We start from the raw sequence: 25641 nt of genomic DNA on the forward strand, positions 1-25641 counted from the left end.
TGGATGGGTGCGCGCATGAAAAACATGGGGTTGCTTGCTCGCGTGCAGACTGCTGTGGACAGCCGATAAAGTCTGCAAGATGCACGCGTACGGGTTGACTGTGTACGCAACCAGCGCCACGTGGCGTGTGCTCTTGAACATACAGCAACGCCAATAGCGCCATCGATTGACGCTTGGTCTTCGATCACGATGTCTTGCGCACGGCTCGCATCATGCAGTGCATGTATGCGGATGTGTCGCTCATTCGGTCGCCTGGGTCATGCCTGTTCTACGTGCGCTCGGCGGTTGCACTGCGCCTCGCACGTTCGGTGTCGGTTCCCACTTGCTGGATTGCGTGCGTGCCGACGCATCAAGCGCATGTGCCTCGTGCACGCGCTATCCAGTCAGCACGTTGCAATAGATGCTTTCGCCGCGAAATAACACGCCCATGTGATCGCAGCAGCATGGTGTGTTGAAGGCATGTCCAACTGCAATGCGACTTGCAGAATGCTGCGCTGCAGTGTCCCTGGCGCTGTCTCTGCGTGTCTTGATTACAGCGTTTTGTCTTCTCTTTGGTGTCTCGCAACCGTTTGCGTGACTGCGCGTGCACATCGAGGCATTGCTTAGATACAAGCGATTGCGATGCTCCTAGTATCCGTGTCGCGGAGCTGAAAATTACAGAGATGAAAAGTACGTTCCGCAGTCAATAGACGAGGAATGTGCCGCCGCGCGGCGCATCGAACCCATTCGAGGGAGACATCAAGATGAAGCCGAAATTTTCGACGGCGGCCGCCGCGTCGCTGTTTGTCGGGTCGTTGCTGCTCACCGGCGTTGCAAGCGCCGATCCTGCGCTGGAAGCGGCGACCACCGGGTGGGCGACGCAGAACGGCGGTACCAAGGGCGGCTCGAAAGCTGCCGCTGCCAACATCTACACCGTCAAGAATGCTGCCGAGTTGAAGAACGCGCTGAAGGCCAGCGTGGGCAGCAATGGACGCATCATCAAGATCAGCGGCATCATCGATATCAGCGAAGGCAAGCCTTACACCAAGACCTCGGATATGAAGGCGCGCGCGCGTCTGGATATCCCGACCAAGACCACGCTGATCGGCATCACCAGCAACGCCGAAATCCGCGAAGGCTACATGTACGTCAAGGCCAACGACGTCATCATCCGCAACCTCACCATCGAAAATCCATGGGACCCGGAGCCGGTCTGGGATCCGGATGATGGCAGCGCCGGCAACTGGAATGCCGAGTACGACGGCCTGACCGTGGAAGGCGCTACCAACGTATGGGTGGACCACGTGACCTTCACCGATGGTCGCCGCACCGATGATCAGAACGGCACCGGCAACGGCCGCCCCAAGCAGCATCACGACGGCGCGTTGGACATCAAGCGCGGTGCCAACTTCGTCACCGTTTCCTACTCGGCGTTCAAGTCGCATGAGAAGAACGGCCTGATCGGTTCCAGCGACAGTCATTCAAGCTTGGACAGCGGCAAGCTCAAGGTCACCATCCACAACACCCTGTTCCAGGACATTGCCGCGCGTGCACCGCGGGTGCGTTTTGGCCAGGTGCATCTGTACAACAACTACCACGTGGGCAGCACCATCAATAAGGTCTACCCGTTCTCGCATGCGCATGGCGTGGGCAAGGAATCGAAGATCTTTTCCGAGCGCAACGTGTTCGACATCAGTGGTGTGAGCAGCTGCGACAAGATCGCTGCCGACTACGGCGGCAGCGTGTATCGCGACCAGGGCTCGCTACTCAATGGCAAGGCCTTGAGCTGCTCCTGGAACACCAATATCGGTTGGACTCCGCCATACACCTACAGCCTGCTGTCGGCCGACAAGGTAGCTGCGGACGTCAAGGCAAAAGCCGGCGCCGGCAAGCTGTAAGCGACAGCACCTGCTGCAAAGCGTTGCCACGCGCAGTGCACGAAAACGTGCGCTGCGCGTGGCTCGTGGTCATTCCAAAAACGCAGGTGCAACATGATGAAAATGTACTTTTAAATAATGTACATAAGCATTAGCATCGGTCGGGTTCGCTAGGGGACTGGCCTGTTGGCCTGGGCGAACGCACGGGGAACACGTCGCGTAGCGGCGTGTCATGCATCACTCATCCAAGAGATTTCATCACCATGTCGAACGCATCGACTGTTGTGGGACGTACCGTTGTGGGCGTTGTATTGAGCGCCGCGTTGTTGTCGACCACCGCTTACGCAGCCGACCCTGCGCTGGAGGTTGCCACCACCGGCTGGGCCACCCAGAACGGCGGCACAAAAGGCGGTTCCAAGGCGGCGGCAGCGAATATCTCTACCGTCAGCAACGCAGCACAATTGAAGGCCGCACTGAAGGCCAGCGCTGGCAGCAACGGGCGCATCATCAAGGTCAAGGGTGTCATCGACATCAGCGAAGGCAAGGCCTACACCAAGACCTCGGACATGAAGACGCGTGCGCGTCTGGATGTGCCGACCAAGACCACCTTGATCGGCGTCGGCACCAACGCGGAAATCCGCGAAGGCTATTTCTACATCAAGGCCAACGACGTCATCGTGCGCAACCTCACCATCGAAAATCCGTGGGATCCGGAACCGAAGTGGGATGCCGACGATGGCGACAACGGCAACTGGAATGCCGAGTACGACGGTTTGACCGTGGAAGGCGCCACCAACGTGTGGGTGGACCACGTGACCTTTACCGATGGTCGCCGCACCGACGATCAGAACGGCACCGCCAATGGTCGCCCCAAGCAGCACCATGACGGCGCGATGGACGTCAAGAAGGGCGCGAACTTCGTGACCATTTCGTACTCGGCCTTCAAGTCGCACGAGAAGAACAGCCTGATCGGCTCCAGCGACAGCGCCTCCAGCACCGATAGCGGCAAGCTCAAGGTGACCATCCACAACACCTTGTTCGAGAACATCTCCGCGCGTGCACCGCGGGTACGTTTCGGCCAGGTGCATCTGTACAACAACTACCACGTGGGCAGCACCAGCAATAAGGTCTACCCGTTCTCGCACGCGCATGGTGTGGGCAAGGAATCGAAGATCTTCTCCGAGAACAATGCCTTCGACATCAGCGGTGTGAGTAGTTGCGACAAGATTGCCGGCGATTACAAGGGCAGCGTGTACCGCGACCAGGGGTCGTTGCTCAACGGCAAGGCGTTGAGCTGTTCCTGGAACAGCAACATCGGCTGGAAGCCGCCGTACACCTACAATCTGCTGTCTGCCAACAAGGTGGCTGCGGACGTCAAGGCCAAGGCCGGCGCAGGCAAGCTGTAACTGCTGCTGCACGCAGCGCTGCAAGGGTTGCAGCGCTGTCCGTCATCACACAACGCCCGCAGCGATGCGGGCGTTGTGCGTTTGCACGATGTGCCGATCGAGGTCTGGATGCCCTGTTTAGGGATCGTCAGCGAAGCCAGGACGCGATAGCACGCTGCCGCCACGCGTCCAAAGATCGACTCGCGATGCGGCCCGCAAGCGGACAGCGCATCGCACTTCAACTAATCCATGGCCGAGAACAGACGCAACGGCGCAGGCGCGCCCGCCTCAGCAAGCGGCAGGACGCGTCGGCAAAAGTGCGCTCAGTCCTGCGCTGCGTTGTTCGCGCTCTGGCCCGGCGTGCACACCGGCTTTTGACGCTTGTCCACCAGCTTGCCCATCAGTCGGTCGCTCAGCGGCAGCATGTCGCCGTTGAGGCGCCAGTCGTAGATCACGCTGAAGGCCAGGATACGCGCAACGTACTCGCGGGTTTCCTTGTAGCTGATGGTCTCGATCCAGAAGTCCGGTTCGAAGCCCGGCCGTTGCGATTGCCAGCGGCCGGTCGGGCCGGGTCCGGCGTTGTACGCGGCGATGGTGAGATACGGCAGACCATAGGTGTTGAGCAACTGGCGCAGGTACGCGGTGCCGATGGCGATGTTGGTGTCCGGCTCGTACAGACTGGCGGCACCCGCGTAGCCGGGCAGGGCGATGCCCTTGGCCACTGCCGCGCCGGTGCCGGGCAATACCTGCATCAGGCCCATCGCATTGGCCGGCGAACGCGCACGTGGATTGAAGATGCTTTCGGCACGGATCTCTGCAGCGACCCAGGCCGGATCGATGGCGTTCTTGGCGGCCTCGCGGCGAATGCTCTCATCGTGATGCAACGGGAAGCGCAGCGCATACAGCCGTTGCTCGTCCGGCTGTTTGCCGAGCGCAAATACCGCGCGGTCGAACCAGCCGTTGTCGCTGGCTACCTCCACCGCCAGGCGGCGCTGGGTGTCGTCGAAGCGGCTGGCGGCATCGTTCCACTCCGCCACCGCCCAGCCGGGGCGATCGATCTGGAACAACGCAATTGCACGGGTCAATGCCGGGTCGCGCGCCACCGCGGCCTTGGCCTGCGGGCTGTCCTTGGGCTCCCATGGGCATAGCCGATACGGCTGCTGCAGGCGGTCGGCGGCCAGGAAGCCGTGGAAGGTGGGCGACTGTGCCGCCGCGCGATACAACGGCTGTGCTGCCGCCGCCGAACCGGTCTTCTCGGTGAGGCGCGCTTCGAAGTACTGCCAGCGCGAATCGGCGCGCTGGCTGGCCGGCATCTTGCGGATGGCGGCCAAGGCCGCAGGCCAATCGCCGCGCGACATTGCCTCGCGCGCGCGCCATTCGTGCAGGCGCTCGTCGTAGGCCGCATCGGGCACCGCGTTGAGCCTGCGCGCCGAATCCGGCAGGTAGGACGCTACCGTCCACAACGCAATCTGATACAGCACCTGCCCGCGCTGCGCGTCGCTGAAACCCAACGCGCTGGCGAACTGCGGCAACTGTTGCTCGGCGGCATCCGGATCGGTCTTGGCCAGCTTGGCCAGGCCATCGACGGCGATGTTGCGGCTGCGCTCGGTCTTTGGCCAACCCAGTGCACGCGGGTGGACCTTGTCGAGAAAGGCAGCGTAATCGGTGGCCAGTGCCAGATCAGCCGCCGGTAAGCCACGCGCCGCCGCACGCATCACTGCAGGCAGCTGGGCATCGGCAGCGGCTTCCACACGCTCCCAGCGCAGTGCCGGGGTGAGTTCGCCGCGCGACTCCAGCCCCGCCACCACCGGCTCGCACGCATCCGGCAACGCCTTGCCGTTGCGCCACAGGGTGAGCGCATCGCGGCTCCACTGTGCGTCCAGCTTGCCGGTGGCCTGGCGCGCGGTCAGCTGCGCGCAGCGCAGCCCTACGTTCTCGGTGGTCTTCCAGTTGGCCAGCAACGTGGTCCAGTCCTGGCGGCGCGCGATCGCCGGCAACCAAATGCTACGGAAGCTCTCGGCCACTGGCTGGCCTGCGTAGCGCTGCAAGAATCCCTGCGCCTGCGCGTTGGAGACGTTGTCGATGTTGCGCTTGAGCGTGGCGTACTCCAGCCAGCCGTACAGCGGATGGCGGCTCAATGCAGAGAGCTGGGCGGGATCAGATTGGCCGCGTTCTGCGGCGGCGATTGCATCGCGCATGGCAGTCAATTGCGGATCCAGGCTTTGCGCATGCAGCGCAGTGCTGCCAAGGCACAACAGGCCGACGAAAACAGTGGCAAGACGCGGGAAATAAGTCATCACGCGACTATACCGAAGCACGCCTGAGCGCTTGAGTGAATACGCATCGCGCCTGACAGCACATGCCCTATCGATGCCGCTGTGCGTTCGTCGTCTGGACCATGCGCTTGCGCGTTTCTATCGGCATCCGCGCTCACACCATGCACTGCGACGCGCATCGCAGTGCTGCACCGCCAGATTGCGGTGCGTTAAGGTTTCGTTTACAACTTGGGCCGGACCGCAGGGCACGGGGGCGTGCGGACACTTAAAGATCCTTCTGGAGAGAGAAAGGATGAAGCGTCTGATTGGCCCGTCTCGGTCATGCCTGGCCGTGCAGTTGTCGTTGTGTCTGATTCCCACACTGGCCTGGGCGCAACAGCCCGAGGCCGCCCCCGGTACGCGCACGCTCGATAGCGTGCAAGTCACCGGCACCCGCATCAGGACTGCCGAGCTGCAAGGCCAGGTGCCGATCCAGACGCTCAACCGCGCCGACATCGAGCGCACCGGCCTGACCTCGATCGGCGAAGTGCTGCAGGAACTCACCGCGTCCGGTTCGGCGCTCAACGCCAAGTTCAATTCGTCCGGCAATTTCGGCTTTCCGCCCGACGGCGGCGGCGTGGGCGCGGGTTCGGCGCAGGTGGATCTACGCCACCTCGGCTCCAAGCGCGTGCTGGTGCTGGTCGATGGCATCCGCTGGGTCAATGAGTCGTCCGCCTCGGGTGTGGGCTCGTCGACCGACCTCAATACCATTCCGCTGGCGATCGTCGAACGCATCGAAGTGCTCGAAGATGGCGCCTCGTCGTTGTACGGTTCCGATGCGATTGCCGGCGTGGTCAACATCATCACCCGGCGCAGCTTCGACGGTGCGCAGGTCACGCTCAACTACGGCCAGTACGGCAAGGGCGATGGCGCCAACCAGGGCGTGGATCTGGCCTGGGGCACCAGCGGCGAGGATTTCAGCCTGTTTTTAGGCGCCAGCTACGTCAAACAGGACCCGATCTATGCGCGCGACCGTGCACAGGCGCGCTTTCCGATCCCGGGTACGGGCCTGACCTTCGGCAGTTCGGCCACACCGGATGGGCGCTTTCAGTTCGTCGACCCCACGACCGGCGCGCGCCAGAACCTCACCCCCAATGCCGGCGTCGGCACGCCGCAATACGACGGCAGCGCGGGCTGCACGCGCAGCGACGACTACCACTGCTTCGGCACCGCAGACCGCTACAACTTCGCCGAACAGAACCTGCTGCTGACACCGTCCGAGCGCAAGGGCGTGTTTGCGCAATTTCGCTATTACTTCAACGACGACGTGCAGTGGTACGTCAAGGCGTTGGGCAATCGGCGCGAGTCGACCAACCAGGCCGCGCCGGAGCCGATCTTTCTCGGCCCCGATGCCGGCACCGGCAATCCGCTCGCCGACAACATCGTGATTTCCGGCTTGAATCCGTTCAATCCGTTCGGCTTCGATCTGAATTCGGCCACCAACCTGATCCAGATCGGCCGACGTCCGGTGGAAGGCGGGCCGCGTCGCTACGAGCAGCAGGTGGATACGCAGTACTTCGGCACCGGGTTGGTGGGCACCTTCGAAGCGGCCGCGCGCACCTGGTATTGGGACGTCAACGGCATGTACAGCAAGAACAAGGCTGAGCAGACCAACTACGGCAGCTACAACCTGTTCAACATCAATCTGGCGTTGGGCGATCCGGCTGCATGCGCGGCGGTGGCTGGCTGCGTGCCGCTGGATATCTTCAGCGGGGCGGGCAGCATCACGCCGGACATGTTGCGCTGGATCCAGCCGGTGGTGCGCGACCGCAGCCAGAACGAGTTGAGCCTGTTCACCGCCAACCTCAGCAGCGAATTGTTCCAGCTGCCGGGCGGCGCGGTGTCGTTCGCCAGCGGCTACGAATACCGCAAGTACGAGGGCTCATATCAGCCCGATCCGCTCACCGTGGCCGGCCGCTACAACGGCGTGCCGTCGTTGCCGACCTCCGGTAGCTACGACGTCAACGAGGCGTATCTCGAACTCAATATTCCGATCTTCGCCAACTCGTCGTTGGGCGACAAACTCGATCTGAATATCGCCGGGCGCTATTCGGATTACTCCACCTTCGGCGGCGAATTCACGCCGAAGTACGGCCTGCGTTGGCAGGTCACCGACGAGTTGGTGTTGCGGACCAGCTACGCCGAAGGCTTCCGTGCACCGACCATCGGCGAGCTGTTCGGTTCGGCCGCGCGCGCCGATTTGCAGTTGTCCGATCCATGCTCGATCGGCCTGGGCGGCACCGCCCCGCGCGGCAGTGCAGCCAATTGCGCGGCACTGGGCGTGCCGGGTGGTTACCAGCAGGCCAACCAGCAGATCTCGGTGACCACCGGCGGCAACGAGCAACTGGACCCGGAGCGCTCGCGCAGCTTCAGCGCCGGCTTTGTCTTCAGCCCGGGCTTTGCCAGCAACGCCAGCTGGTCCGACCGGCTGGACATGGAAGTGACGTTCTATCGCCATCATGTCGACGGCGCGATCCAGGCCATCAATGCGCAGACGCAGCTGGATCTGTGTGTGGACACGCTGGATGCGCTGTACTGCGACGGCATCGGCCGCGCGTCCACCGGCGGCATCAATGCCTTCAACAACCGGCTGACCAATCTAGGCTCGATCAAGACCGATGGTTGGGATGTGGATCTGTTCTGGACGCTGCCGGAAAGCGCGTTCGGCCGCTTCAAGTTGTCCTGGCAAAACACCTTCGTGGGCCGTTACGAAGCGCTCGGCGCGGCTGGCCAGCGGCAGCCGCAGGGGCCGGGTATCGAAGTGGTCGACAGTGCGATTCCCGAGTGGACCAGCAATGCCGTGCTGGATTGGTCGTTGGGCAATTGGACCGCATCGTGGACGGCGCGCCACATCTCCAAGCTCACCGAGCAATGCGGCGATGCGGTGGAATTTGCGGTGTGCTCCAATCCTGCCGTGGGCACCAATCGGCTGGACGCGATCACCTATCACGATGCGCAGGTGGGGTATCGCGTCGATTGGCTCAAGGGGCTGCAACTCACGGCTGGCTTGAACAACGTGTTCGACAAGGATCCTCCGCTCTGCCTGTCGTGCTCACTCAACGGCTATGACGCATCCACTTACGACATTCCCGGTGGGCGCTTCTGGTATGCGCGTGTGGATTTGAAGTTCTAGGGCGACCGGACGCTGCGTGGTTCTTCAGTGAGAACCACGCAGTCTGATTGGGTGATCGAAGCGACGCAGATGAGTGGTCATCGCACCGCGCGTGGTTATGGCATGTGCGCAGGTGCCGGTTGCCTGCGCATTACTGACACGTTGTGGTGAGGTCGTTGTCGTCGATTAGCGACAACGACTGTTTCAGCGCGGCTCTACCGGCCGATAGTCCGGCAAGGCGATGCTGTTGGAATCGCGCGCAAAACTGTTGTTGATGACGCGTCGAACAAGCGGGGTGCCTGCCAGGCGCATCGCGCCGCGCAACAGCGTCAGCCCGACAGTGGAGTGCGGCCAGAGCAGACGAGGGACGATCTTGGGAACGTTCTGCCCCTCTTTGACGAACGGGCGCATGATCCGTTCGTAGTGCGTAAACGCTTGCGTCGGTGCGCTGGCCTGGGCAAGTTCGCCCGCCAGTACATAGCTGCCGACCATCGCCAGCGTCGTGCCGATGCCCGACAGCGATGTGGGGCACCACGCGGCATCGCCGGTCAACACTACCCGGCCAGCGGACCAGCGCGGCATGCGCACCTGTCGCAGCACCTCGAAATAGAAATCGTCGACATCCTTCATCGCCTCGAGAATGCGCGGGAATTCCCAGCCGTCGTTGGCAAATTGCGCTTGCATGTAGTGCCGTTGCCGCTCCGGGCTCCATGCGTTCTCGCCCTCGGGCCGCTTCTGCAGGCCGAGATAGGCGCCCAGCTTGCCGTCCAGGGCAGGCTTCAACGTCGCGCCGCGCCCACCCACCGTGTTGTATTGCCTGGCATAGGCACTGTCGTGCGGGAGTCGGAGGATGCTGAAGTACGCAATGGTCATGTCCATCCAGTACGGCACGTTCTCGCCGGGAAACACCAGCTCACGCGTGTGCGCACCAACGCCTTCCGCGACGATGACAGCGTCGTAGCGTGCGGAGTGGCCGCTGTGGAAGGTAACGTCGACGCCGTCCTGGTCCTGGGCGAGGTCGCAAATGCTGTCGCCGAAGCGATAGGGCACGCGCTCGCGAGTGGCGTCATACAGGATGCGCGCGAGGTCGCCGCGACGGATTTCCAGATCGGCAGTGGGCCCGCCGTCGGTGTCGGACTCGTCTGCCTTGAAGCGCGCAATGACGCGATTGTCTTCGCCCACCCAATCGGTGCCGAGTTCCTTGGTGCTACGTTCGAATGCACGCGCCTCCAGTCCCATGCGGCGCAGCACCTCGCGCGCATTGCCGCGCACGTCGACATTCTGGCCGCCATCACGAAACGCCGGCGCGCGTTCGACGACCTCGACCTCGACTCCATAAGCATCGAGCCACCATGCCGCAGTGGTCCCGGCGACGCTTGCGCCACTGATGAGAATCCGACGGGGCATGGTGCCGCTCCTGCAGTGAATGTATATCACGCATGATACTTAAATATCATGCGTGATGCTATTCGCTTGCGGCGGTTTCCAGATTGTCGATCAGTCGGCCAAGCAGAACCGTCAGCAGCGCGGCTTCCTCGCTGGAAAAGCCCGAGACGCCGACGGCATTGAAGTGAAGAAGCGCGGTGCGCCCGATGGCGGCAGCGTCTTGGCCGGCATCGGTCAGCCGAACGGTGGCAGCGCGTTTGTCGCTGGACAACGCCTCGCGCGCAATCAGCGCCATCGCTTCAAGCTTGTCCAGCAGCGCCACCATCGCAGGCTGCTTCACTGCGGAGTGGCGCACCAGGTCCCGCTGCAGCATCGGGCCTTTCCACGACAGCAGCAGCAACGGCGCAATCAGCGCAAGTGTCAGCCCGTGTTCGCGCAGGCGCGCGTCGACACTGCGATTGAAGACGCGCGCGGCATGGTTGGCCAGATAGCCGGGCGCGATGGCGGCTTCCGGGTGGATGTCCGAGTTCATGCTCGAAGCATATCCCACGCGTGTGGGGCGATGGCACCGCGCGACTGGGGCTGTCGCGCGGTGGTGCAGCGTGGCTCGCCCGTCATGGCAAGGCGCCTGTTTCGACGGTGGCGCAATGCTTGCGATGGGCTGCGGATGCGCGATGCGTCAGAACGCACCCGTGCATCCGCAGCACTCGCTTGTGGCCGATCGTTATCGACGCACCGGCGCGTCGCCGGCGATGTAGTAATCGGCCGTACTGCGCGCCAACGGCGCACGTCCCCGCATGCGGTCGGCGATCTTCTCGGCGATCATGATCGTGGTGGCGTTGAGGTTGCCGGTGATGATGCGCGGCATGATCGAGGCATCGATGACGCGCAGGCCTTCCATCCCATGCACGCGGCCTTGTCCATCCACCACGGCCATGTCATCGGTGCCCATCGCACACGAGCACGACGGGTGGTACGCGGTCTCTGCACGTGAGCGCACGAACGCGTCCAGCTCGGCGTCGGTCTTGCAATCGGCGCTGGGACTGATCTCGCGTCCGCGGTAAGGGTCCAGCGCGGGCTGCGCGATGATCTCGCGGGTGATGCGGATCGCATCGCGAAATTCCTGCCAGTCCTGATCGGTGGACTGGTAGTTGAAGAGGATGGACGGATGCTGGCGCGGGTCGCGCGACTTGGCGTGCACGTGCCCGCGGCTGGGCGTGCGCATCGAGCCGACATGCGCCTGAAACCCATGTTCCTTCACCGCATTGCTGCCGTTGTAATTGATCGCCACCGGCAGGAAGTGGTACTGGATGTTGGGCCAGTCGAACTCATCGCGCGTGCGGATAAAGCCGCCGGCTTCGAACTGATTGCTGGCGCCGGTGCCGGTGCCGGCAAACAGCCACTCGGCGCCAATCGCGGGTTGGTTCCACAATTGCAGCGCCGGATACAACGACACCGGTTTGGTGCAGGCGTACTGGATATAGACCTCCAGATGATCCTGCAGATTCTGGCCGACGCCGGGCAGGTCGTGGACCAGCTGGACGTCGAGTGCGCGCAGCAGATCCGGTGCGCCGACGCCGGAGCGCTGCAACAGCTGCGGTGAAGCGATGGCGCCGGCACAGACCAGCACTTCGCGGCGTGCATGCGCATCGATGCCCTCGCTGCTGTTGCCGACCAGGTAATGCACGCCGATCGCGCGCTTGCCGGCAAACAGGATGCGGTCCGTGGTGGCGTGGGTGACGATGTGTAGGCCATCGCGCGGCTTTGCCATGTCCAGATACCCGCGCGCCGTGCTCGCACGACGGCCCTGTGGCGTCACGGTGCGGTCCATCGGCCCGAAGCCTTCCTGCTGGTAGCCATTGAGATCGTCGGTACGCGGATAGCCTGCCTGCACGCCGGCATCGACCATCGCGTGGAACAGCACGTTGTTGTCGTTCTTCGGCGTGGCCACGCTGACCGGGCCTTCGCCGCCGTGATAATCGTTGGCGCCGATGTCGCGCGTCTCGGCCTTGCGGAAGTAGGGCAACACGTCGCGGTAGCTCCAGTCTTCCAGACCCGGGCGTTTGGCCCAGTGGTCGAAGTCGAGCGCGTTGCCGCGGATGTAGCACATGCCATTGATCAGCGACGAACCGCCCAGGCCCTTGCCGCGCCCGCATTCCATGCGCCGGTTGTCCATATGCGGCTCCGGCTCGGTTTCATAGGCCCAGTTATAGCGGCGGCCCTGCAGCGGAAACGCGAGTGCGGCCGGCATCTGGGTACGGAAATCCAGCCGGTAATCCGGCCCGCCCGCTTCGAGCAAGAGCACCGTCACGCCGGGGTCTTCGGTCAAACGGGCAGCCAGCACGTTGCCTGCCGAGCCGGCGCCGATGATGATGTAGTCGTATTCGCGTTGCATGGTGGTCTCCTGATGCGTGTGCGGTGCAGCGGCAGTCAAGGCACTGCGCAGTCGCTGTTCTGTGCGCGGCAACGTGCCGGTGCACGCAGCGCGTGTGTCGGGCGCAACGCACGCATCCATCGATTGCGTACGTTGCGGCGTGGGCCGCTTAAAACACCGATGCGTAGCGTTCCAGCTCGACCTGTATCGACTTGGTGCGCGTATACGCCTGCAGGGTCGCCAGTCCATTTTCGCGCCCCACGCCGGACTGCTTGTAACCGCCCACCGGCATCGGCGCAGGCGACTCACCCCAGGTATTGATCCAGCAGATGCCCGCTTCCAGACGATGGATCAGCCGGTGCGCACGCGCCAGATCGGGCGTGACAACACCGGCGGCCAAACCGTACGTGGTGGCATTGGCACGGGTCACCGCTTCGTCTTCGTCGTCGTAGGTGAGCAGGCTCAGCACCGGCCCGAAGATTTCCTCGCGCACGATCGCCATCACGTCGGTGCAATCGCTGAAGATCGTCGGTGCCACGTAATAGCCGTGCGCCAGCGCACCGTCGCGTAGCCGCTCGCCGCCGCAGAGCAGGCGCGCACCTTCGGCCTTGCCCTGATCGATGTAGTCCAGCACGCGCTGCATGTGCGCGGCGCTGACCATCGGGCCAAACGTCGTGTTCGTATCGAGCGGGTCGCCGATATGGATGCGTTGCACGCGTGCCAGCAGCCGCGCTTCGAAGGCGGTGCGTAGCGCACGCGGCACGAATACGCGGGTGCCGTTGGTACACACCTGCCCGGAGCTGTAGAAGTTGGCCATCATTGCGATGTCGGCGGCCAGATCCAGATCGGCATCGGCGCACACGATCAATGGCGATTTGCCGCCCAGCTCCATGGTCACGTCTTTCAGTGACGAACTCGATGCGCTGGCCATTACCTTGCGCCCGGTGGCGGTGCCGCCGGTGAAGCTGATCTTTTCGACCTGCGGGTGTTCGGTAAGTGCGGTGCCCACGCTGGCGCCGTCGCCGGGCAGCACGTTGAACACGCCATCGGGCAGGCCGGCTTCAGTGAAGATTTCGGCCAGCTTGAGTGCGGTGAGTGGCGTCACTTCGCTGGGTTTGAAGATCATTGCATTGCCAGCCGCCAGCGCGGGCGCGGCCTTCCACAGTGCGATCTGGATCGGGTAATTCCACGCACCGATCGCGCCGACCACGCCCAGCGGCTCATGCCGCGTGTAGAAGAAGCTGCCTTCGCGCAACGGCACCTGCACGCCTTGCAGCGCCTGCGATACGCCGGCGTAATATTCCAGCACGTCGGCGCCGGTGACGATGTCCACGCTGCGCGTTTCGCTCAGCGGCTTGCCGGTATTGAGTGTCTCCAGCTCGGCCAGCGCGTCGTTGCGCTCGCGCAGCAATGCCACCGCGCGCAGCAGGATGCGCGAGCGCTCCACCGTCGTCAGTGCCGCCCACACGCGTTGGCCGGCCTTGGCGCTATCGACCGCGGCGTCCAGATCGTCGGCGCCCGCGTTGTGCACATTGGCCAGCACTTCGCCGGTGGCGGGGTTGATCACTTCGAACGTGTGGCCGCCGCGGGCGGGAACATATCGGCCGCCGATGTACAGCAGCTGGTCGGGGAAACGTGGCATGACAAACCTCCTTGGGACGGTCGCCGCAGCGATGCAACTCAGCGCGTGAGGTGCAAAAACTGCAGGTGACGCTCGTATTGATCGATGATGTCGTTGATGATTTGTTCGCGGCTGTAGCCGACCAGGTCGTAGTCCTGACTGCCTTCGTACAGATAGACTTCGGCGCGGTAATAGCGCTGGTTGCGGAAGCGCTGCGCCACAAACGACGGAGTGAGATATCCGCGCATCACCACCTGGTAGCGGAAGCCTTGTTGTTCGCCGTGATCGACGCTGATTTCCATGTCGCCGTCGTCGACCCGGCTGCTGACCTTCCAGCCTTCTTCCTGCAACTGCGCGGCCACTGCTTCGATCGCCGGGCGCACCTGGTCGTGCATGAAGCGGTAGACCTCATCGCGCGCCGGGAAGTGCATCGCCTGGCCCAGGCGCTGGCGCCAGCCACCGTGATGACGCGATTGCCCGATGAGCGGGCTGGGGCTGTAGAGCTGCGCACGTTTGCGCTGCGATTCTTCGCTCAGCGCGCGCGACAGACCCCAGGCCATCAGCAGCAACACCGCAGAAAACGGCAGCGATGCCAGTACCACTGCCGATTTCAGCGCGTCCATGCTACCGGCCAGCAATAAACCTGCAGTGACCACGGCGGTGAGCACGCCCCAGAACACGCGCAGCCAGCGCGGGCCGTCGTCATGCGGCTCGCCGCCGTGCGAGGACAACGTGGACAGCACCACGGTGCCGGAGTCGGCAGAGGTGACAAAGAACACAAAGCTGATCGCCACCGTCACCGTGATTACGGTGCGGCTCCACGGGTAGTTTTGCAGCAGCGAGTACAGCACCGTCTGCGGCGCATCGATGGCCTGTTGCGCCAATGCGCCCTGGCCATGGTGCAGCAACTGATCCAGCGCGCTATTGCCGAAGATCGACAGCCACGCCAGGGTGAATCCCAGCGGGATCAGCAACACGCCCAGCACGAATTCGCGAATGGTGCGGCCGCGCGAAATGCGCGCGATGAACAAGCCGACGAAGGGTGCCCAGCCGATCCACCACGCCCAGTAGAACACCGTCCAGTTGCCCAACCAGTCGGCACGGCCGCCATAGGCATAGACGTCGAAACTCTTGCCGACCACGCTACCCAGGTAGTCGCCCAGGTTCTGCATCAAGGCATTGAGCAGGTATTGCGTTGGGCCGGCAAACAGCATGAACAACAGCAGCGCGATCGCCAGCAGCATGTTGATGTCCGACATCCAGCGCACGCCTTTTTCGACGCCGGACACTGCCACCACAATCGCCGCGCCCATCATCGCCACGATCAGCGCGACCTGCACCCAATGCGTGTGCGGCACATCGAACAAGGTGCTCAGCCCGGCATTGAGATGCAGCACGCCAAAGCCCATGTCTGCGCCGATGCCGAACACCGTCGCCACGATGCCCAGCGCATCCACGGTGTAGCCGATCGGCCCGTTGATGCGCTTGCCGATCAGTGGATACAGCGCCGAGCGCAAGGCCAGCGGCAGGTTGTGGCGAAAGGCGAAATACGCCAGCGCCATGGCCGCCAGCGCGAACACGCCCCAGCCGTGCAGGCCCCAATGCAGAAACAGCAATTGCATGGCCTGACGTGCGGACGCTTCACCGCTGCCGGTGCCACCCTGGGGCGGCTGCAGATAATGGGTCAGCGGTTCGGAGACGCAGAAGAAGAACAGCGTGATGCTGATACCGGCCGCGAACAACATGCCAGCCCAGGAGAGATAGCTGAATTCCGGCTCGTCGTGATCGGCGCCGAGCTTGATGTTGCCGTAGCTGGAGAGCGCAGTGCCCAGCACGAACACCAGATACAGCGTCATCGCCAGCAGGTAGTACCAACCGACATTGCGCGAGGCCCAGGTCTGCGCATCCAGCAGCACGCGGCCTGCGTCCAGCGGAAACAGCGCCACCAGCAAGGCGAATGTGCACACCACCGTCGCCGCCAACAAAAACACCGGCCGCAAGGTGCGCACCGGCAACGGCTGCGGTTCGACTGCACTCATACCGACGCACTCATAGGATGCGTATCACGTGACGTGCTCCCAACGAAAAACCGCCTGTGTTATCGCACAGGCGGTGTCTAGGGGGTGTCGTCGGTCGAGTTCGCCAGTGCGAACCCGTCGGCACTTTGCGTGCGCTAGCGCAGCAACTGCAGCGGAACGCGGATGTCCATGCCCACTGCCAGATGATCGGAGAACGCGGCAGGAATCGCTTCGGTGTGCTCGATCACCAGACTGTCGCTGACCAGGATATGGTCGATCGCCCGGTCCGGGCGCCAGCTTGGGAAGGTATGCACCACGCAGCTCGGCGGCTGCAATCGGGTATGCCGATACAACGCCTGCATCTCCGGCCGGTCGGCCACGCAGTTGAAGTCGCCCATCAGCATCGCGTTGGGATGCTCGGACAGCAGCTCGGCGATGAAGGCCAACTGGGCCATGCGCGAATTGGCGCCCAGCGACAGATGCGCCACCGCCACCGCCAGCCCATCGCGGCCTTGCCCGAACTTGGCCAGCAGGATGCCGCGCCCGCCGATGCGGCCGGGCAGGGCGTGGTCCTGGACTTCCAGCGGTTCCAGCTTGCTCAGCAATCCGTTGGCGCTGGATGCCACCCCGCCCATGCGGCGGTTGGGCTGGTGGCTCCAGTAGTGGAAGCCTGCACGCTCGGCCAGATAGTGGGTCTGGTTGGTGAAGCCCGAGCGCAGGCTGCCTGGGTCGGCCTCCTGCAGGCCGACGATGTCGCGGTCGCCGGCCAGCTTGGCGATGCTGTCCAGGCTGGTGCGTTTGGCCCCCAGCGGTAACGCGTGCGACCAGCTGCGGGTGACGTAGTCGCTGTAACGGCGGGTGCTGGAGCCGGCCTGGATATTGGCGGTCAGCACCCGCAGGGTGCGCGAGTCCGAAGCGTTCACGATGCGGCGGTCGCCCCGATCACTTGGCCAGCGTGGCGCGTTCGCGCGCGATCAGGTGATCGGCGATGCGCAGCATGTCCGGGAAGCTCTTGCCCTTGACCAGGTACTTGCCGTTGACGATCAGCGACGGCGTGCCGGTGATCTGGCTACGGGTAGCGAACTGCTTGGCGCGGTTGGTCTTGGCCGAGACGCCGAAGCTGCTCATGGTGTCGATGAAGGTCTTTTGGTCCACGCCGTACTTGGCGTAGAACGCGGCGATGTCCTGCACCGAATCCTTGCCGCGCTCGCCCTTGAGGGTCTGGTCGACGTGGATGGCCTTGTACAGCGCTTCGTGGGTTTTTTCCTGCACGCCCAGCGTCTCGGCGGCGTAGAACGCGCGCGCATAGTCATCCCACGGGCCACCGAACATCGCCGGGACGTAGACGAAATGCACGTCCGACGGCAGGCCGGCCTTCCACGGCCCGATCAGCGGCTGGAACGCGTTGCAGGCCGGGCAGACATAGCCGAACACCTCGGCCACTTCGATCTTGCCGGCAGCCTGCTGGTACGGCTGGGCTGCCTGGATGTCCACATAGTCGGTGCCGGCGACGGGCTCGGGGCCGTTCGGTGCGCGCGGGGCGGCGCTGGGCGCGGCGGCCGGCGGCGTGGTGGCGCTTTCGCCCACCGCAGGCGGGGCGGCCGGATCGGCAGCCGGGGCAGCGGCAGGTGCAGACGCCGTCCCGGCAGCCGGCGTAGCGGCGGCAGGTGCGGTGTCGGACGAGCCGTCCTGGGCCTTGCAGGCGACCAGGATCGGCAGCAGCGCCATCAGCGTCAGGGCGAAGCGGGTCTTCATCGGATTGGATCTCCAGCGTGGGGCGAGGAAAGGGCCGGACGGCCGCGGGGCGCATGATGCCACGGGCCGCCGTCGGTGGCGGTTACGCGGTTCAGCGCTTGGCAGCTGCGGCGTGCTCGCGGGCGATGAGGTAGTCGGCCACGCGCAGCATGTCCGGGTAATTGCGCGCGCCGATCAGATAGCGCCCGTTGACGATGATGGCCGGGGTACCGGGCAGCTTGCTGCGCTTGGCGAAGTCGCGCGCGGCATCCAGCTTGGCGTCCACCGCCTGGCTCTTGTAGGTCTCGACGAAGCGCTGCTGCGGCACGCCGTAGTCGGCGTAGAACGCCGCCAGTTCTTCCGGTGCCACGTTCTGGGAAGGCACGCTCTGCTTTTCGTGGATGGCGTCGAACATGGCGCGGTGGCTGCGCTTGGCCACGTCGAGGATGTCGGCGGCGAAGTAGGCGCGCGCAAACGCGTCCCAGAACCCGCCAAAGGCTGCGGGCACCGGGGTGAAACGCACATAGGACGGTTGCTTGGCCGCCCAGGCTTCCAGCGTCGGCTCGAAGTGCGCGCAATGCGGGCAGGTGTAGCCGAACACTTCCACCACTTCGACCTTGCCGGCCAGCGGCGCATACGGCTGGCCGCCGTCGATCAGGGTGTAGTCCTCGCCTTCGACCGGCGGCGCCGTCTTATCGGCGGCGCAGGCCGCCAGTGGCACCAGGATCAACAACAGCAGGGACAGGCGGGAAAGCAGATTCATGCAGGCTCCGTGGGGATCTCAAGAGGGGGCGGGAAACGACGACGCCGGTCGCGGGACCGGCGTCGTGACACGGTGGAGCAGGTGGGCGCCTCAGCTCATGAGCGCGCCGGTGTCCCGGCAGGCGTCTGTGCAGCGGCGGCATCGTCGGCGCGGTCGTGCAGACCTTGCAGATAGCTGGACAGCGCCTGGATCTCCTGCTCGCTCAGCGGGCGTGCCACCTGCGCCATGATATTGAACAGCGCCGGATTGCGCTCCTGGGTGGTGCCGGCCTGGTAATCCTTCAGGCGCCGCGCCACGTAGTCGGCATGCTGGCCACCCAGGCGCGGATACGCCGGGCCCGGATTGCCGCCACCGGACGGGCCGTGGCACGCCATGCAGGCGGGCACGCCGCGCGCGATGTCGCCACCGCGGTAGAGCTTTTCGCCGACCTCGTAGAACTTCATGCCCTGATACGGGCCCTCGGCGATCACTGCGTCGTCGGCGACCCCGGCGGATGCCTTCTGGGTGGCGAAGTAGGCGCCCAGGTCGCGCATGTCCTGCGCGGTGAGGTCCTTGACGAACGGCACCATCACCGCCGACATCCCGCTATTGCGCTCGCCGCTGGCGATCAGGGCCACCTGATGCGCAACGTAGCGCTCGGTTTGCCCGGCGATGCGCGGATACATGGCTACCGCCGGATTGCCGTCGGGGCCGTGGCAGGCGGCGCAGGCGGCCGCCTTTGTCTGCCCGGCCTTGGCATCGCCCCAGGTGGTCTTGGCCAGATCCACCTCCAGCGGCGCAACGCGCACGGGCGGTGGATCGGGGATCGGCGTGACCGCCGATTGCGCAAACGCCACGGCGGCAATGACCGGCACGGCGAGGGCGGTGAGGACTAGCACACGAGCATGGCGCATCAGCTAAAGCTCCGTATGGACCCGGCCCGCGCGCGTTGGGTGCTGGCAGTGGCAGGCATGCTTCGATTATCGACACGCCTTTGCGCCAGGGTCAACGAACAGTGCAGCAAAACCGCCGGGCCCGAACGTGCGATCCTAGCGAGATGTCGCTCCTTATCGAACAAGCCCGCTACCACCTGTCCGCCCATAACGCCCGGCAATTGCCCGACGATGGCGGTTACGAGGTGGCCTTCGCCGGCCGCTCCAATGCCGGAAAATCCAGCGCACTCAATGCGCTGACCCGCCAGAACGCGCTCGCCCGCGTGTCCAAGACCCCCGGTCGCACCCAGCAGTTGGTGTTCTTCCAGATCCAGCCCGAGCGCTATCTGGTGGATCTGCCCGGTTACGGCTACGCCAAGGTGCCGCAGGACCTGCAGGCGCACTGGCAGGCCTTCATCGACCGCTATTTCCGCACCCGCGAGGCGCTGCGCGGCCTGGTGGTGGTGATGGACATCCGCCATCCGCTCAAGGATTACGACCTGCAGATGCTCGGCTACGCCGCCGAACGCGGCCTGCCTGCGCACGGCTTGCTGACCAAGGCCGACAAGCTCGGCCGTGGCCAGCAGATGCAGACCCTGCAGAAGGTGAAGAAGGAAGTGACCTCGCGCTTCGGCGACAGCGTGACCGTGCAGACCTACTCCGGCGAATCGCGTCAGGGTGTGGACGAACTGCGCGGCATCGTCGGCGGCTGGCTGGGCCTGGGTGTGGAAACGCCCGCGGCCGAGTGATGCCTGGCGGCCGCCACCGCCGCGGCCCTTTGATGCAATGCAAGACGGCGAGCCAGTGCTCGCCGTCTTCGTGTGTGCCGGTCGGCACGGGCCTGTCGGCAGCCAGGGTCGACCGATGTACCGGTTGCGGCCGGCTGGCGCACAGGCGGAGCGGTGGGCTGCGGTGATGCGCACTGCGGCTCATCCTGCGGCATGCGCATGGATGGAAATCTCAGACCCGGCCGATGGCGGCAATACTTGCATGCCCTGCGGGTATAGTGCGGGCCTTGCGGTGGCTGGGAAGTATCCCCACATCGTCCCACCCCTTCACGTTTGCGAGCCTGCCCTTGTCGAGTCCCAGCCACGTTGCCGAAACGCCGATTACCGAACGCGCGGAACTGGTCCAGGTGCTGGCCTCCGGCGAGAAGCCCAGTGCGGACTGGCGGATCGGGACCGAGCACGAGAAGTTCGGCTTCCAGCTCGATGACCTGCGCGCGCCCACCTTCGAAGGCGCGCGTGGCATCCAAGCCCTGCTGACCGGGTTGACCCGTTTCGGCTGGGAGCCGGTGCAGGAAAACGGCCACACCATCGCGCTGCTGCGCGACGGCGCCTCGGTGACGCTGGAGCCGGCTGGCCAGCTGGAACTGTCCGGCGCGGCGGTGGAAACCCTGCATGACACTTGCGTGGAAACCGGCACCCATCTGGACGAAGTGGCCCAGGTCGCCGGCGAGTTGCAGCTTGGGTTCCTGGGCATGGGCTTCCAGCCCAAGTGGCGGCGCGACCAGATGCCGTGGATGCCCAAGGGCCGCTACCAGATCATGAAGAACTACATGCCCAAGGTCGGCTCGCTCGGCCTGGACATGATGACGCGCACCTGCACGGTGCAGGTCAATCTGGATTACGCCACCGAAGCGGACATGGTGCAGAAGTTCCGCGTGTCGCTGGCGTTGCAGCCGATCGCCACCGCCTTGTTCGCCGATTCGCCGTTCACCGAGGGCAAGCCCAACGGCTACCTGAGCTATCGCTCGCACATCTGGACCGATACCGACGCCGATCGCACCGGCATGCTGGATTTCGTGTTCGAAGACGGCTTTAGCTACGAGCGGTACGTCGATTACCTGCTCGATGTGCCGATGTATTTTTCGTATCGCAACGGCGTCTATGTCGATGCCAGCGGGCAGAGCTTCCGCGATTTCATGCAAGGCAAGCTGCCGGCATTGCCGGGTGCGTTGCCGACGCTGCGCGACTGGTCGGACCACATGACCACCGCGTTTCCGGAAGTGCGTCTGAAGAAATATCTGGAAATGCGTGGCGCCGATGCCGGCCCGTGGAATCGCCTGTGCGCGTTGTCGGCGTTCTGGGTGGGCCTGTTGTACGACCAGACCGCGCTCGATGCGGCCTGGGACCTGGTCAAGGATTTCAGCCCGACCGAACGCCACGCCTTGCGCGACGGCGTGCCCAAACACGCGCTGGGCCTGCCGTTCCGCAACGGCACCGTGCGCGACCTGGCGGTAGAGGCGGTCAACATCGCCCGCGAAGGCCTGCGCCGACGCGCGCGCTTGAATGGCGATGGCCAGGACGAAACCGGCTTTGTCGACGTGATCGCCGAGATTGCCGAAAGCGGCGTCACTGCCGCCGAGCGCAAGCTGGCGCTGTATCACGGCGCATGGAACGGCGATATCGACCGTGTGTTCCGCGAGTTTGCGTACTGATTGAGTGATGTGCGGTCAACTGCGCGTCGTGATGCGGCGCGTGTTGCTGTGGGTCAGTGCGTGAGCGGTTAGCTGTCGGCAGTGAAGCCCTGGTTGCGTGCTGATTGCACCCTGGGGCCCTGATGCGCGCGGTCGCGCGCATTCTTCGCGTGGGTGACCGACGAGCGCGTTACCAACCCTGGCTCGGCGCGACAGCCTGGTCGCCAGCGGAGTGCGTTGCCCCATGATGCGCGCGATGAGGCCACTGCTGGTCGTGCGCGCTGATCCTTTGTTGGTCGGTTCCGGTCTGCGCTCAGCGCCGCTCCGGCATGCACGGCAGGCGCACCGTTACGCGCAGCCCGCCATGGGCGCGGTTGTCCAGGCGCAGGTCGCCGCCATGCGCCAGCACGATGCTATGCGCCACCGACAAGCCCAGGCCGATGCCACCGGTACCACGGTTACGCGAAGACTCGCCACGCACGAACGGCAGCAACAGTTGTTCGCGCTGGGTGGGATCGATGCCGGGGCCGTCGTCGTCGATCCACAACACCCCATCTTCGCCATCGCGGGTGAGCTGCAGGCGCGCGCACTTGCCGTATTTCAGGGCGTTTTCGAGCAGATTCATCAGCGCGCGGCGCAATGCCAGCGGGTCGCCGTCCAGGGTGATGGTCGGGCCGGGCAGCAGCACCGCGTCGGCGCCGATATCGGTGGCGTTGTCGACCACGCTCTCTACCAGCAGGCGCAGATCCAGCGGCGCGCGTTCGCCGCGATGGCGATCGTTCTGGATGAAATCCAGCGCCGCGGAAATCATCGCCTTCATTTCGTCGATATCGGCCAGCGCCTTTTCGCGCAGTGGCGGTTGCAGGCCGTCCAGTCGAAACGACAGCCGCGCCAGCGGTGTGCGCAGGTCGTGCGCGATGGCCGCCACCATGTGGGTACGTTCGTTGATCAGCCGGTTCAGACGCCCCTGCATCGCATTGAACGAATCGGCGGCGCGGACGATCTCCGGCGGGCCGCTGCGTTGCAAGGCGGCGGCGTGGGGATTGCGGCCCAGCCGGTCGGCGGCTTCGGCAAAGCGCTTGATCGGCGCCGACAGTGCGCGCGAGAACCACCATGCCAGCGGCACATTGGCGAGCAGACCGGCCAGGAACAGCAGCACGATATGGGTCTTGAACTCAGCCGACAGCCGCCGTCGCGGCGACTCCACCGTGCGCCAGCGGCCATCGGGCTGCTGCAGGGCGGCGGTGAAGCCATCCAGCAAGGGCACGCCGGGGGTCAGGCGTTCGCTTTCCCAATCGTCCGGCGCCTGGTCCATGCGCAGCCCATTGCCGAACGGCGGGTCGCCAGCTGGGCGGCCGGACGCCCATTCCGGCGACATCCGTCGGATACCGTTGCTGTCCGCGGCACTGGCCGCGTGCTGCCGTCGCGGTCGGTCCGCAGCAAGCTGCGGGCTCTCGCGGTCGTCGGCACTGCGATAGAACCGCACGCGGTGCGCGTCGACATCCAGCCAGTGGGCCAGCAGCATTTCCGCGAAGGCGTCGCGCACCTGGCCAGGCGGCGCCGTTGGCACCTGCACGCTGTCGCGCACCTTGAGGGTCTGGGTGCCGGCGGGCATGCGCGTGGACAGCAGCGCCACCACTTCCGGCGGGTGCACCGGCGGCTCGTAGACGGGGGTGCGCATCACCAGCAGGGCGATGCCGATGGCCTGGGCGGTGAGCAGCGCCACCGCCAGCAGGACGAACGTGCGGGCAAAGATCGACAGCCCGCGACGTGCCGGTTTACTCACAGACGCGAGACGCCCGGCAGCAGCATGTAGCCTTCATTGCGTACGGTGCGAATCAGTTCGGTATGGACGCGCTCGTTGATCTTGCGGCGCAGGCGGCTGATCTGGCTGTCGATGGCACGGTCGTAGACGTCGGTATCGCGGCCGCGCGCATAGTCCAGCAACTGGTCGCGGCTGAGCACGCGCTGTGGGTGCTCGACGAAGGTGCGCAACAGCGCGAATTCGCCGTCGGAGAGATTGATGAAGATGCCGGTGGGGTCGCGCAGGTCGCGGCGCACCACGTCCAGGCGCCATCCGGCGAATTCGTAGACGTTTCCGCGCTGGTCGGCCTGCTCGTTGCTGGCTTGGCTGCGGCGCAGCAAGGCGCGCACCCGCGCCAGCAGTTCGCGCGGGTTGCAGGGTTTGGCCAGATAGTCGTCGGCACCCACTTCCAGGCCGATGATGCGGTCGGTGTCGTTGCCCAGCGCACTGAGCATGATGACCGCCGGCGAACCGCGTTCGCTGGCCAGGGCGCGCGCTGCGCTCAGCCCATCTTCTCCCGGCATCATCACGTCGAGTACGATGAGGTCCGGGCGGCGTTGCGCCATGCGCGTGCGCATGTCCGCCACGTTTTCGGCAACGTCCACCTGGTAGCCATGCGCGCTGAGGAACTCGCCGATCAGCTTGCGCAGGTCCGGGTCGTCGTCGACCACAAGAACGCGGGGTTGTTGCATATCCATGGGAATCATCGTCGGTGGCGCGGAGGTCGGCCCGCGCAGGGTGGTGGCTACCGGATACATGGTGCTCGCAGGTGCAAGGCTGGAACTCACATCATAAACATCAAATTTGTCAACTATTGGCACACGTGCAAGGCAACATGACGGGACGGGACATCACGCAGGACACCATCGCTTCGACACTGCGCCACCCCGATGGCGGGTGCGTGCATGACAAGGCGTTTCCGATGATGCGGGTGATCAGCCGCGACAACGGCGTGGGTCTGACCCGCGACATGGTACTGATGGCGCAGACCTTGCGCGCCGGCGGCGTGCCTGTGCAGGAGCTGGGGTTCACCAGCCAGCGGTTGCAGGACACCGGGCGCGAAGTGCGGCTATGGGCCAGTCGCGCGCTGTTCGGGCGGGTGCCGCTGCAGATCTTTTCCGAGCGCGTGTATGCGCGCTGCCTGCCGCTGGGGCAGATCAACCTGCTGGTGCCCAACCCGGAATGGCTGCTGCCCAAATGGCTGCCGTTGCTGCCGAAATTCGACGCGGTGCTGTGCAAGACCCACCATGCCGAACGGATTTTCCAGAGCCTGGGCTGCACCACGCGTTTCATCGGCTTTACCAGCCCGGATCGCCACGATGCGCAGGTGCCGCGCCAGCGTGCGTTTTTCCATCTGGCCGGGCGCAGCACTGCCAAGGGCACCCGCGTGCTGCTGGAGACCTGGAAGCAGCATCCGGAGTGGCCGCTACTGACGGTGGTGCAAAACCCGCGGACCGCCGGTAAGCCTGTGGTGGCGCCGAATATCGATCACCGCGTGCGCTATCTCGACGATGCCGAGTTACGTCGGCTGCAGAACGCACACCTCTTCCACATCTGTCCCTCCGAGGCCGAAGGCTTCGGCCACTACCTGATGGAAGCGCTGAGCGTGGGGGCGGTGACCTTGGCCACCGATGGTGAGCCGATGAACGAGTTGGTCAAACCGGAACATGGCGTATTGATTCCGGTGGGCGACGTGCGCCAGCGACGCCTGGCGTCGTATTACTACGTGGACGCAGCGGGCATCGCGCAGGCGGTGGAAACCGCGCTCGCCATGCCGCAGGCCGCGCTGGATACGCTGTCGGCCAATGCGCGTGCGTTCTATCAGGCCAATGATGGCGCCTTTGCAGCGCGCTTCTGCAGCGCAGTACTGGCGTCTCTGCCGGAGCATGCGCCGCAACATGCTGTCTGCATTGCGCCGGTGGTGGTCGATCGTTGAGGGATTG

At 64.6% G+C, this 25641-nt stretch carries 18 protein-coding genes; 6 read left to right on the forward strand and 12 right to left on the reverse strand.

The window, feature by feature from the left end:
• The first annotated feature begins 743 nt into the window (after window positions 1–743).
• Together VC212_RS05505 and VC212_RS05510 are read left to right on the forward strand one after the other, a co-directional pair.
• Window positions 744–1877, forward strand: coding sequence for a pectate lyase (locus VC212_RS05505; RefSeq protein WP_323514761.1), 1134 nt, complete (start codon window positions 744–746; stop codon window positions 1875–1877).
• A gap of 242 nt (window positions 1878–2119) precedes the next feature.
• Window positions 2120–3262 (forward strand): pectate lyase, encoded by a 1143-nt coding sequence (locus VC212_RS05510; protein ID WP_323514760.1) that lies wholly within the window; start codon window positions 2120–2122, stop codon window positions 3260–3262.
• Window positions 3263–3564: 302 nt separating this feature from the next.
• Here VC212_RS05510 and VC212_RS05515 read toward each other — a convergent pair whose 3' ends face one another.
• Window positions 3565–5538, reverse strand: coding sequence for a transglycosylase SLT domain-containing protein (locus VC212_RS05515; protein WP_323514759.1), 1974 nt, complete (start codon window positions 5536–5538; stop codon window positions 3565–3567).
• Window positions 5539–5809: 271 nt separating this feature from the next.
• On the opposite strand from VC212_RS05515, the gene VC212_RS05520 reads away from it, so the two are divergent.
• On the forward strand, window positions 5810–8689 hold the full coding sequence (locus tag VC212_RS05520; RefSeq protein ID WP_323514758.1) for a TonB-dependent receptor: 2880 nt from the start codon (window positions 5810–5812) through the stop codon (window positions 8687–8689).
• A 183-nt stretch (window positions 8690–8872) separates the two neighbouring features.
• Here the strand turns inward: VC212_RS05520 and VC212_RS05525 are convergent, their stop codons facing one another.
• The 9 genes from VC212_RS05525 to VC212_RS05565 all read right to left on the reverse strand — a co-directional run bounded on the left by VC212_RS05525 (window position 8873) and on the right by VC212_RS05565 (window position 19457).
• Window positions 8873–10075, reverse strand: a complete 1203-nt coding sequence (locus VC212_RS05525) for an FAD-dependent monooxygenase (protein ID WP_323514757.1) — start codon at window positions 10073–10075, stop codon at window positions 8873–8875.
• Between the two features lie 58 nt (window positions 10076–10133).
• Window positions 10134–10586 carry a MarR family winged helix-turn-helix transcriptional regulator gene (locus VC212_RS05530; protein WP_323514756.1) on the reverse strand — a complete coding sequence of 151 codons (453 nt, stop codon included), beginning with the start codon at window positions 10584–10586 and terminating at the stop codon, window positions 10134–10136.
• Between the two features lie 192 nt (window positions 10587–10778).
• On the reverse strand, window positions 10779–12449 hold the full coding sequence (betA, locus tag VC212_RS05535) for a choline dehydrogenase (RefSeq protein WP_323514755.1): 1671 nt from the start codon (window positions 12447–12449) through the stop codon (window positions 10779–10781).
• A gap of 148 nt (window positions 12450–12597) precedes the next feature.
• Entirely contained in the window at window positions 12598–14070 is a 1473-nt protein-coding gene (betB, locus tag VC212_RS05540) for a betaine-aldehyde dehydrogenase (RefSeq protein WP_323514754.1), read from the reverse strand.
• Window positions 14071–14108: 38 nt separating this feature from the next.
• A complete protein-coding gene (betT, locus tag VC212_RS05545; RefSeq protein ID WP_055848216.1) occupies window positions 14109–16088 on the reverse strand; it encodes a choline BCCT transporter BetT in 1980 nt (659 codons plus the stop codon).
• 134 nt (window positions 16089–16222) lie between these two features.
• On the reverse strand, window positions 16223–16960 hold the full coding sequence (locus VC212_RS05550) for an endonuclease/exonuclease/phosphatase family protein (RefSeq protein WP_055848219.1): 738 nt from the start codon (window positions 16958–16960) through the stop codon (window positions 16223–16225).
• Between the two features lie 49 nt (window positions 16961–17009).
• The gene (locus tag VC212_RS05555) at window positions 17010–17822 is read right to left on the reverse strand and encodes a thiol:disulfide interchange protein DsbA/DsbL (protein ID WP_115513888.1); all 813 of its coding nucleotides are present in this window, start codon (window positions 17820–17822) and stop codon (window positions 17010–17012) included.
• 91 nt (window positions 17823–17913) lie between these two features.
• Window positions 17914–18564: a thiol:disulfide interchange protein DsbA/DsbL gene (locus tag VC212_RS05560; protein WP_323514753.1), complete on the reverse strand. Its 651-nt coding sequence runs from the start codon at window positions 18562–18564 to the stop codon at window positions 17914–17916.
• 95 nt (window positions 18565–18659) lie between these two features.
• The gene (locus tag VC212_RS05565; protein WP_055848228.1) at window positions 18660–19457 is read right to left on the reverse strand and encodes a c-type cytochrome; all 798 of its coding nucleotides are present in this window, start codon (window positions 19455–19457) and stop codon (window positions 18660–18662) included.
• Window positions 19458–19600: 143 nt separating this feature from the next.
• Between VC212_RS05565 and yihA the strand changes: the two genes are divergently transcribed.
• A complete protein-coding gene (yihA, locus tag VC212_RS05570) occupies window positions 19601–20224 on the forward strand; it encodes a ribosome biogenesis GTP-binding protein YihA/YsxC (RefSeq protein ID WP_055848231.1) in 624 nt (207 codons plus the stop codon).
• 326 nt (window positions 20225–20550) lie between these two features.
• Window positions 20551–21915, forward strand: a complete 1365-nt coding sequence (locus VC212_RS05575) for a glutamate--cysteine ligase (protein ID WP_104615380.1) — start codon at window positions 20551–20553, stop codon at window positions 21913–21915.
• A gap of 292 nt (window positions 21916–22207) precedes the next feature.
• Here the strand turns inward: VC212_RS05575 and VC212_RS05580 are convergent, their stop codons facing one another.
• Window positions 22208–23680 carry an ATP-binding protein gene (locus VC212_RS05580; RefSeq protein ID WP_323514752.1) on the reverse strand — a complete coding sequence of 491 codons (1473 nt, stop codon included), beginning with the start codon at window positions 23678–23680 and terminating at the stop codon, window positions 22208–22210.
• A complete protein-coding gene (locus VC212_RS05585) occupies window positions 23677–24396 on the reverse strand; it encodes a response regulator transcription factor (protein WP_115513884.1) in 720 nt (239 codons plus the stop codon). The genes VC212_RS05580 and VC212_RS05585 overlap by 4 nt, the downstream gene beginning before the upstream one ends.
• Window positions 24397–24533: 137 nt before the next feature.
• On the opposite strand from VC212_RS05585, the gene VC212_RS05590 reads away from it, so the two are divergent.
• Window positions 24534–25634, forward strand: a complete 1101-nt coding sequence (locus VC212_RS05590) for a glycosyltransferase (RefSeq protein WP_115554596.1) — start codon at window positions 24534–24536, stop codon at window positions 25632–25634.
• Window positions 25635–25641: the final 7 nt, after the last annotated feature.

The sequence above is a fragment of the Xanthomonas sp. WHRI 8932A genome, from assembly GCF_035012785.1.
Taxonomy (GTDB): domain Bacteria; phylum Pseudomonadota; class Gammaproteobacteria; order Xanthomonadales; family Xanthomonadaceae; genus Xanthomonas.

What these genes read in the sequence shown, in the direction of transcription:
- VC212_RS05505 (WP_323514761.1), top strand. Translation starts at nt 744, where the DNA reads ATGAAGCCGAAATTTTCGACGGCGGCCGCCGCGTCGCTGTTTGTCGGG.
- VC212_RS05510 (WP_323514760.1), top strand. Translation starts at nt 2,120, where the DNA reads ATGTCGAACGCATCGACTGTTGTGGGACGTACCGTTGTGGGCGTTGTA.
- VC212_RS05515 (WP_323514759.1), bottom strand. Translation starts at nt 5,538, where the DNA reads ATGACTTATTTCCCGCGTCTTGCCACTGTTTTCGTCGGCCTGTTGTGC.
- VC212_RS05520 (WP_323514758.1), top strand. Translation starts at nt 5,810, where the DNA reads ATGAAGCGTCTGATTGGCCCGTCTCGGTCATGCCTGGCCGTGCAGTTG.
- VC212_RS05525 (WP_323514757.1), bottom strand. Translation starts at nt 10,075, where the DNA reads ATGCCCCGTCGGATTCTCATCAGTGGCGCAAGCGTCGCCGGGACCACT.
- VC212_RS05530 (WP_323514756.1), bottom strand. Translation starts at nt 10,586, where the DNA reads ATGAACTCGGACATCCACCCGGAAGCCGCCATCGCGCCCGGCTATCTG.
- betA (WP_323514755.1), bottom strand. Translation starts at nt 12,449, where the DNA reads ATGCAACGCGAATACGACTACATCATCATCGGCGCCGGCTCGGCAGGC.
- betB (WP_323514754.1), bottom strand. Translation starts at nt 14,070, where the DNA reads ATGCCACGTTTCCCCGACCAGCTGCTGTACATCGGCGGCCGATATGTT.
- betT (WP_055848216.1), bottom strand. Translation starts at nt 16,088, where the DNA reads ATGAGTGCAGTCGAACCGCAGCCGTTGCCGGTGCGCACCTTGCGGCCG.
- VC212_RS05555 (WP_115513888.1), bottom strand. Translation starts at nt 17,822, where the DNA reads ATGAAGACCCGCTTCGCCCTGACGCTGATGGCGCTGCTGCCGATCCTG.
- VC212_RS05560 (WP_323514753.1), bottom strand. Translation starts at nt 18,564, where the DNA reads ATGAATCTGCTTTCCCGCCTGTCCCTGCTGTTGTTGATCCTGGTGCCA.
- VC212_RS05565 (WP_055848228.1), bottom strand. Translation starts at nt 19,457, where the DNA reads ATGCGCCATGCTCGTGTGCTAGTCCTCACCGCCCTCGCCGTGCCGGTC.
- yihA (WP_055848231.1), top strand. Translation starts at nt 19,601, where the DNA reads ATGTCGCTCCTTATCGAACAAGCCCGCTACCACCTGTCCGCCCATAAC.
- VC212_RS05585 (WP_115513884.1), bottom strand. Translation starts at nt 24,396, where the DNA reads ATGGATATGCAACAACCCCGCGTTCTTGTGGTCGACGACGACCCGGAC.
- VC212_RS05590 (WP_115554596.1), top strand. Translation starts at nt 24,534, where the DNA reads ATGACGGGACGGGACATCACGCAGGACACCATCGCTTCGACACTGCGC.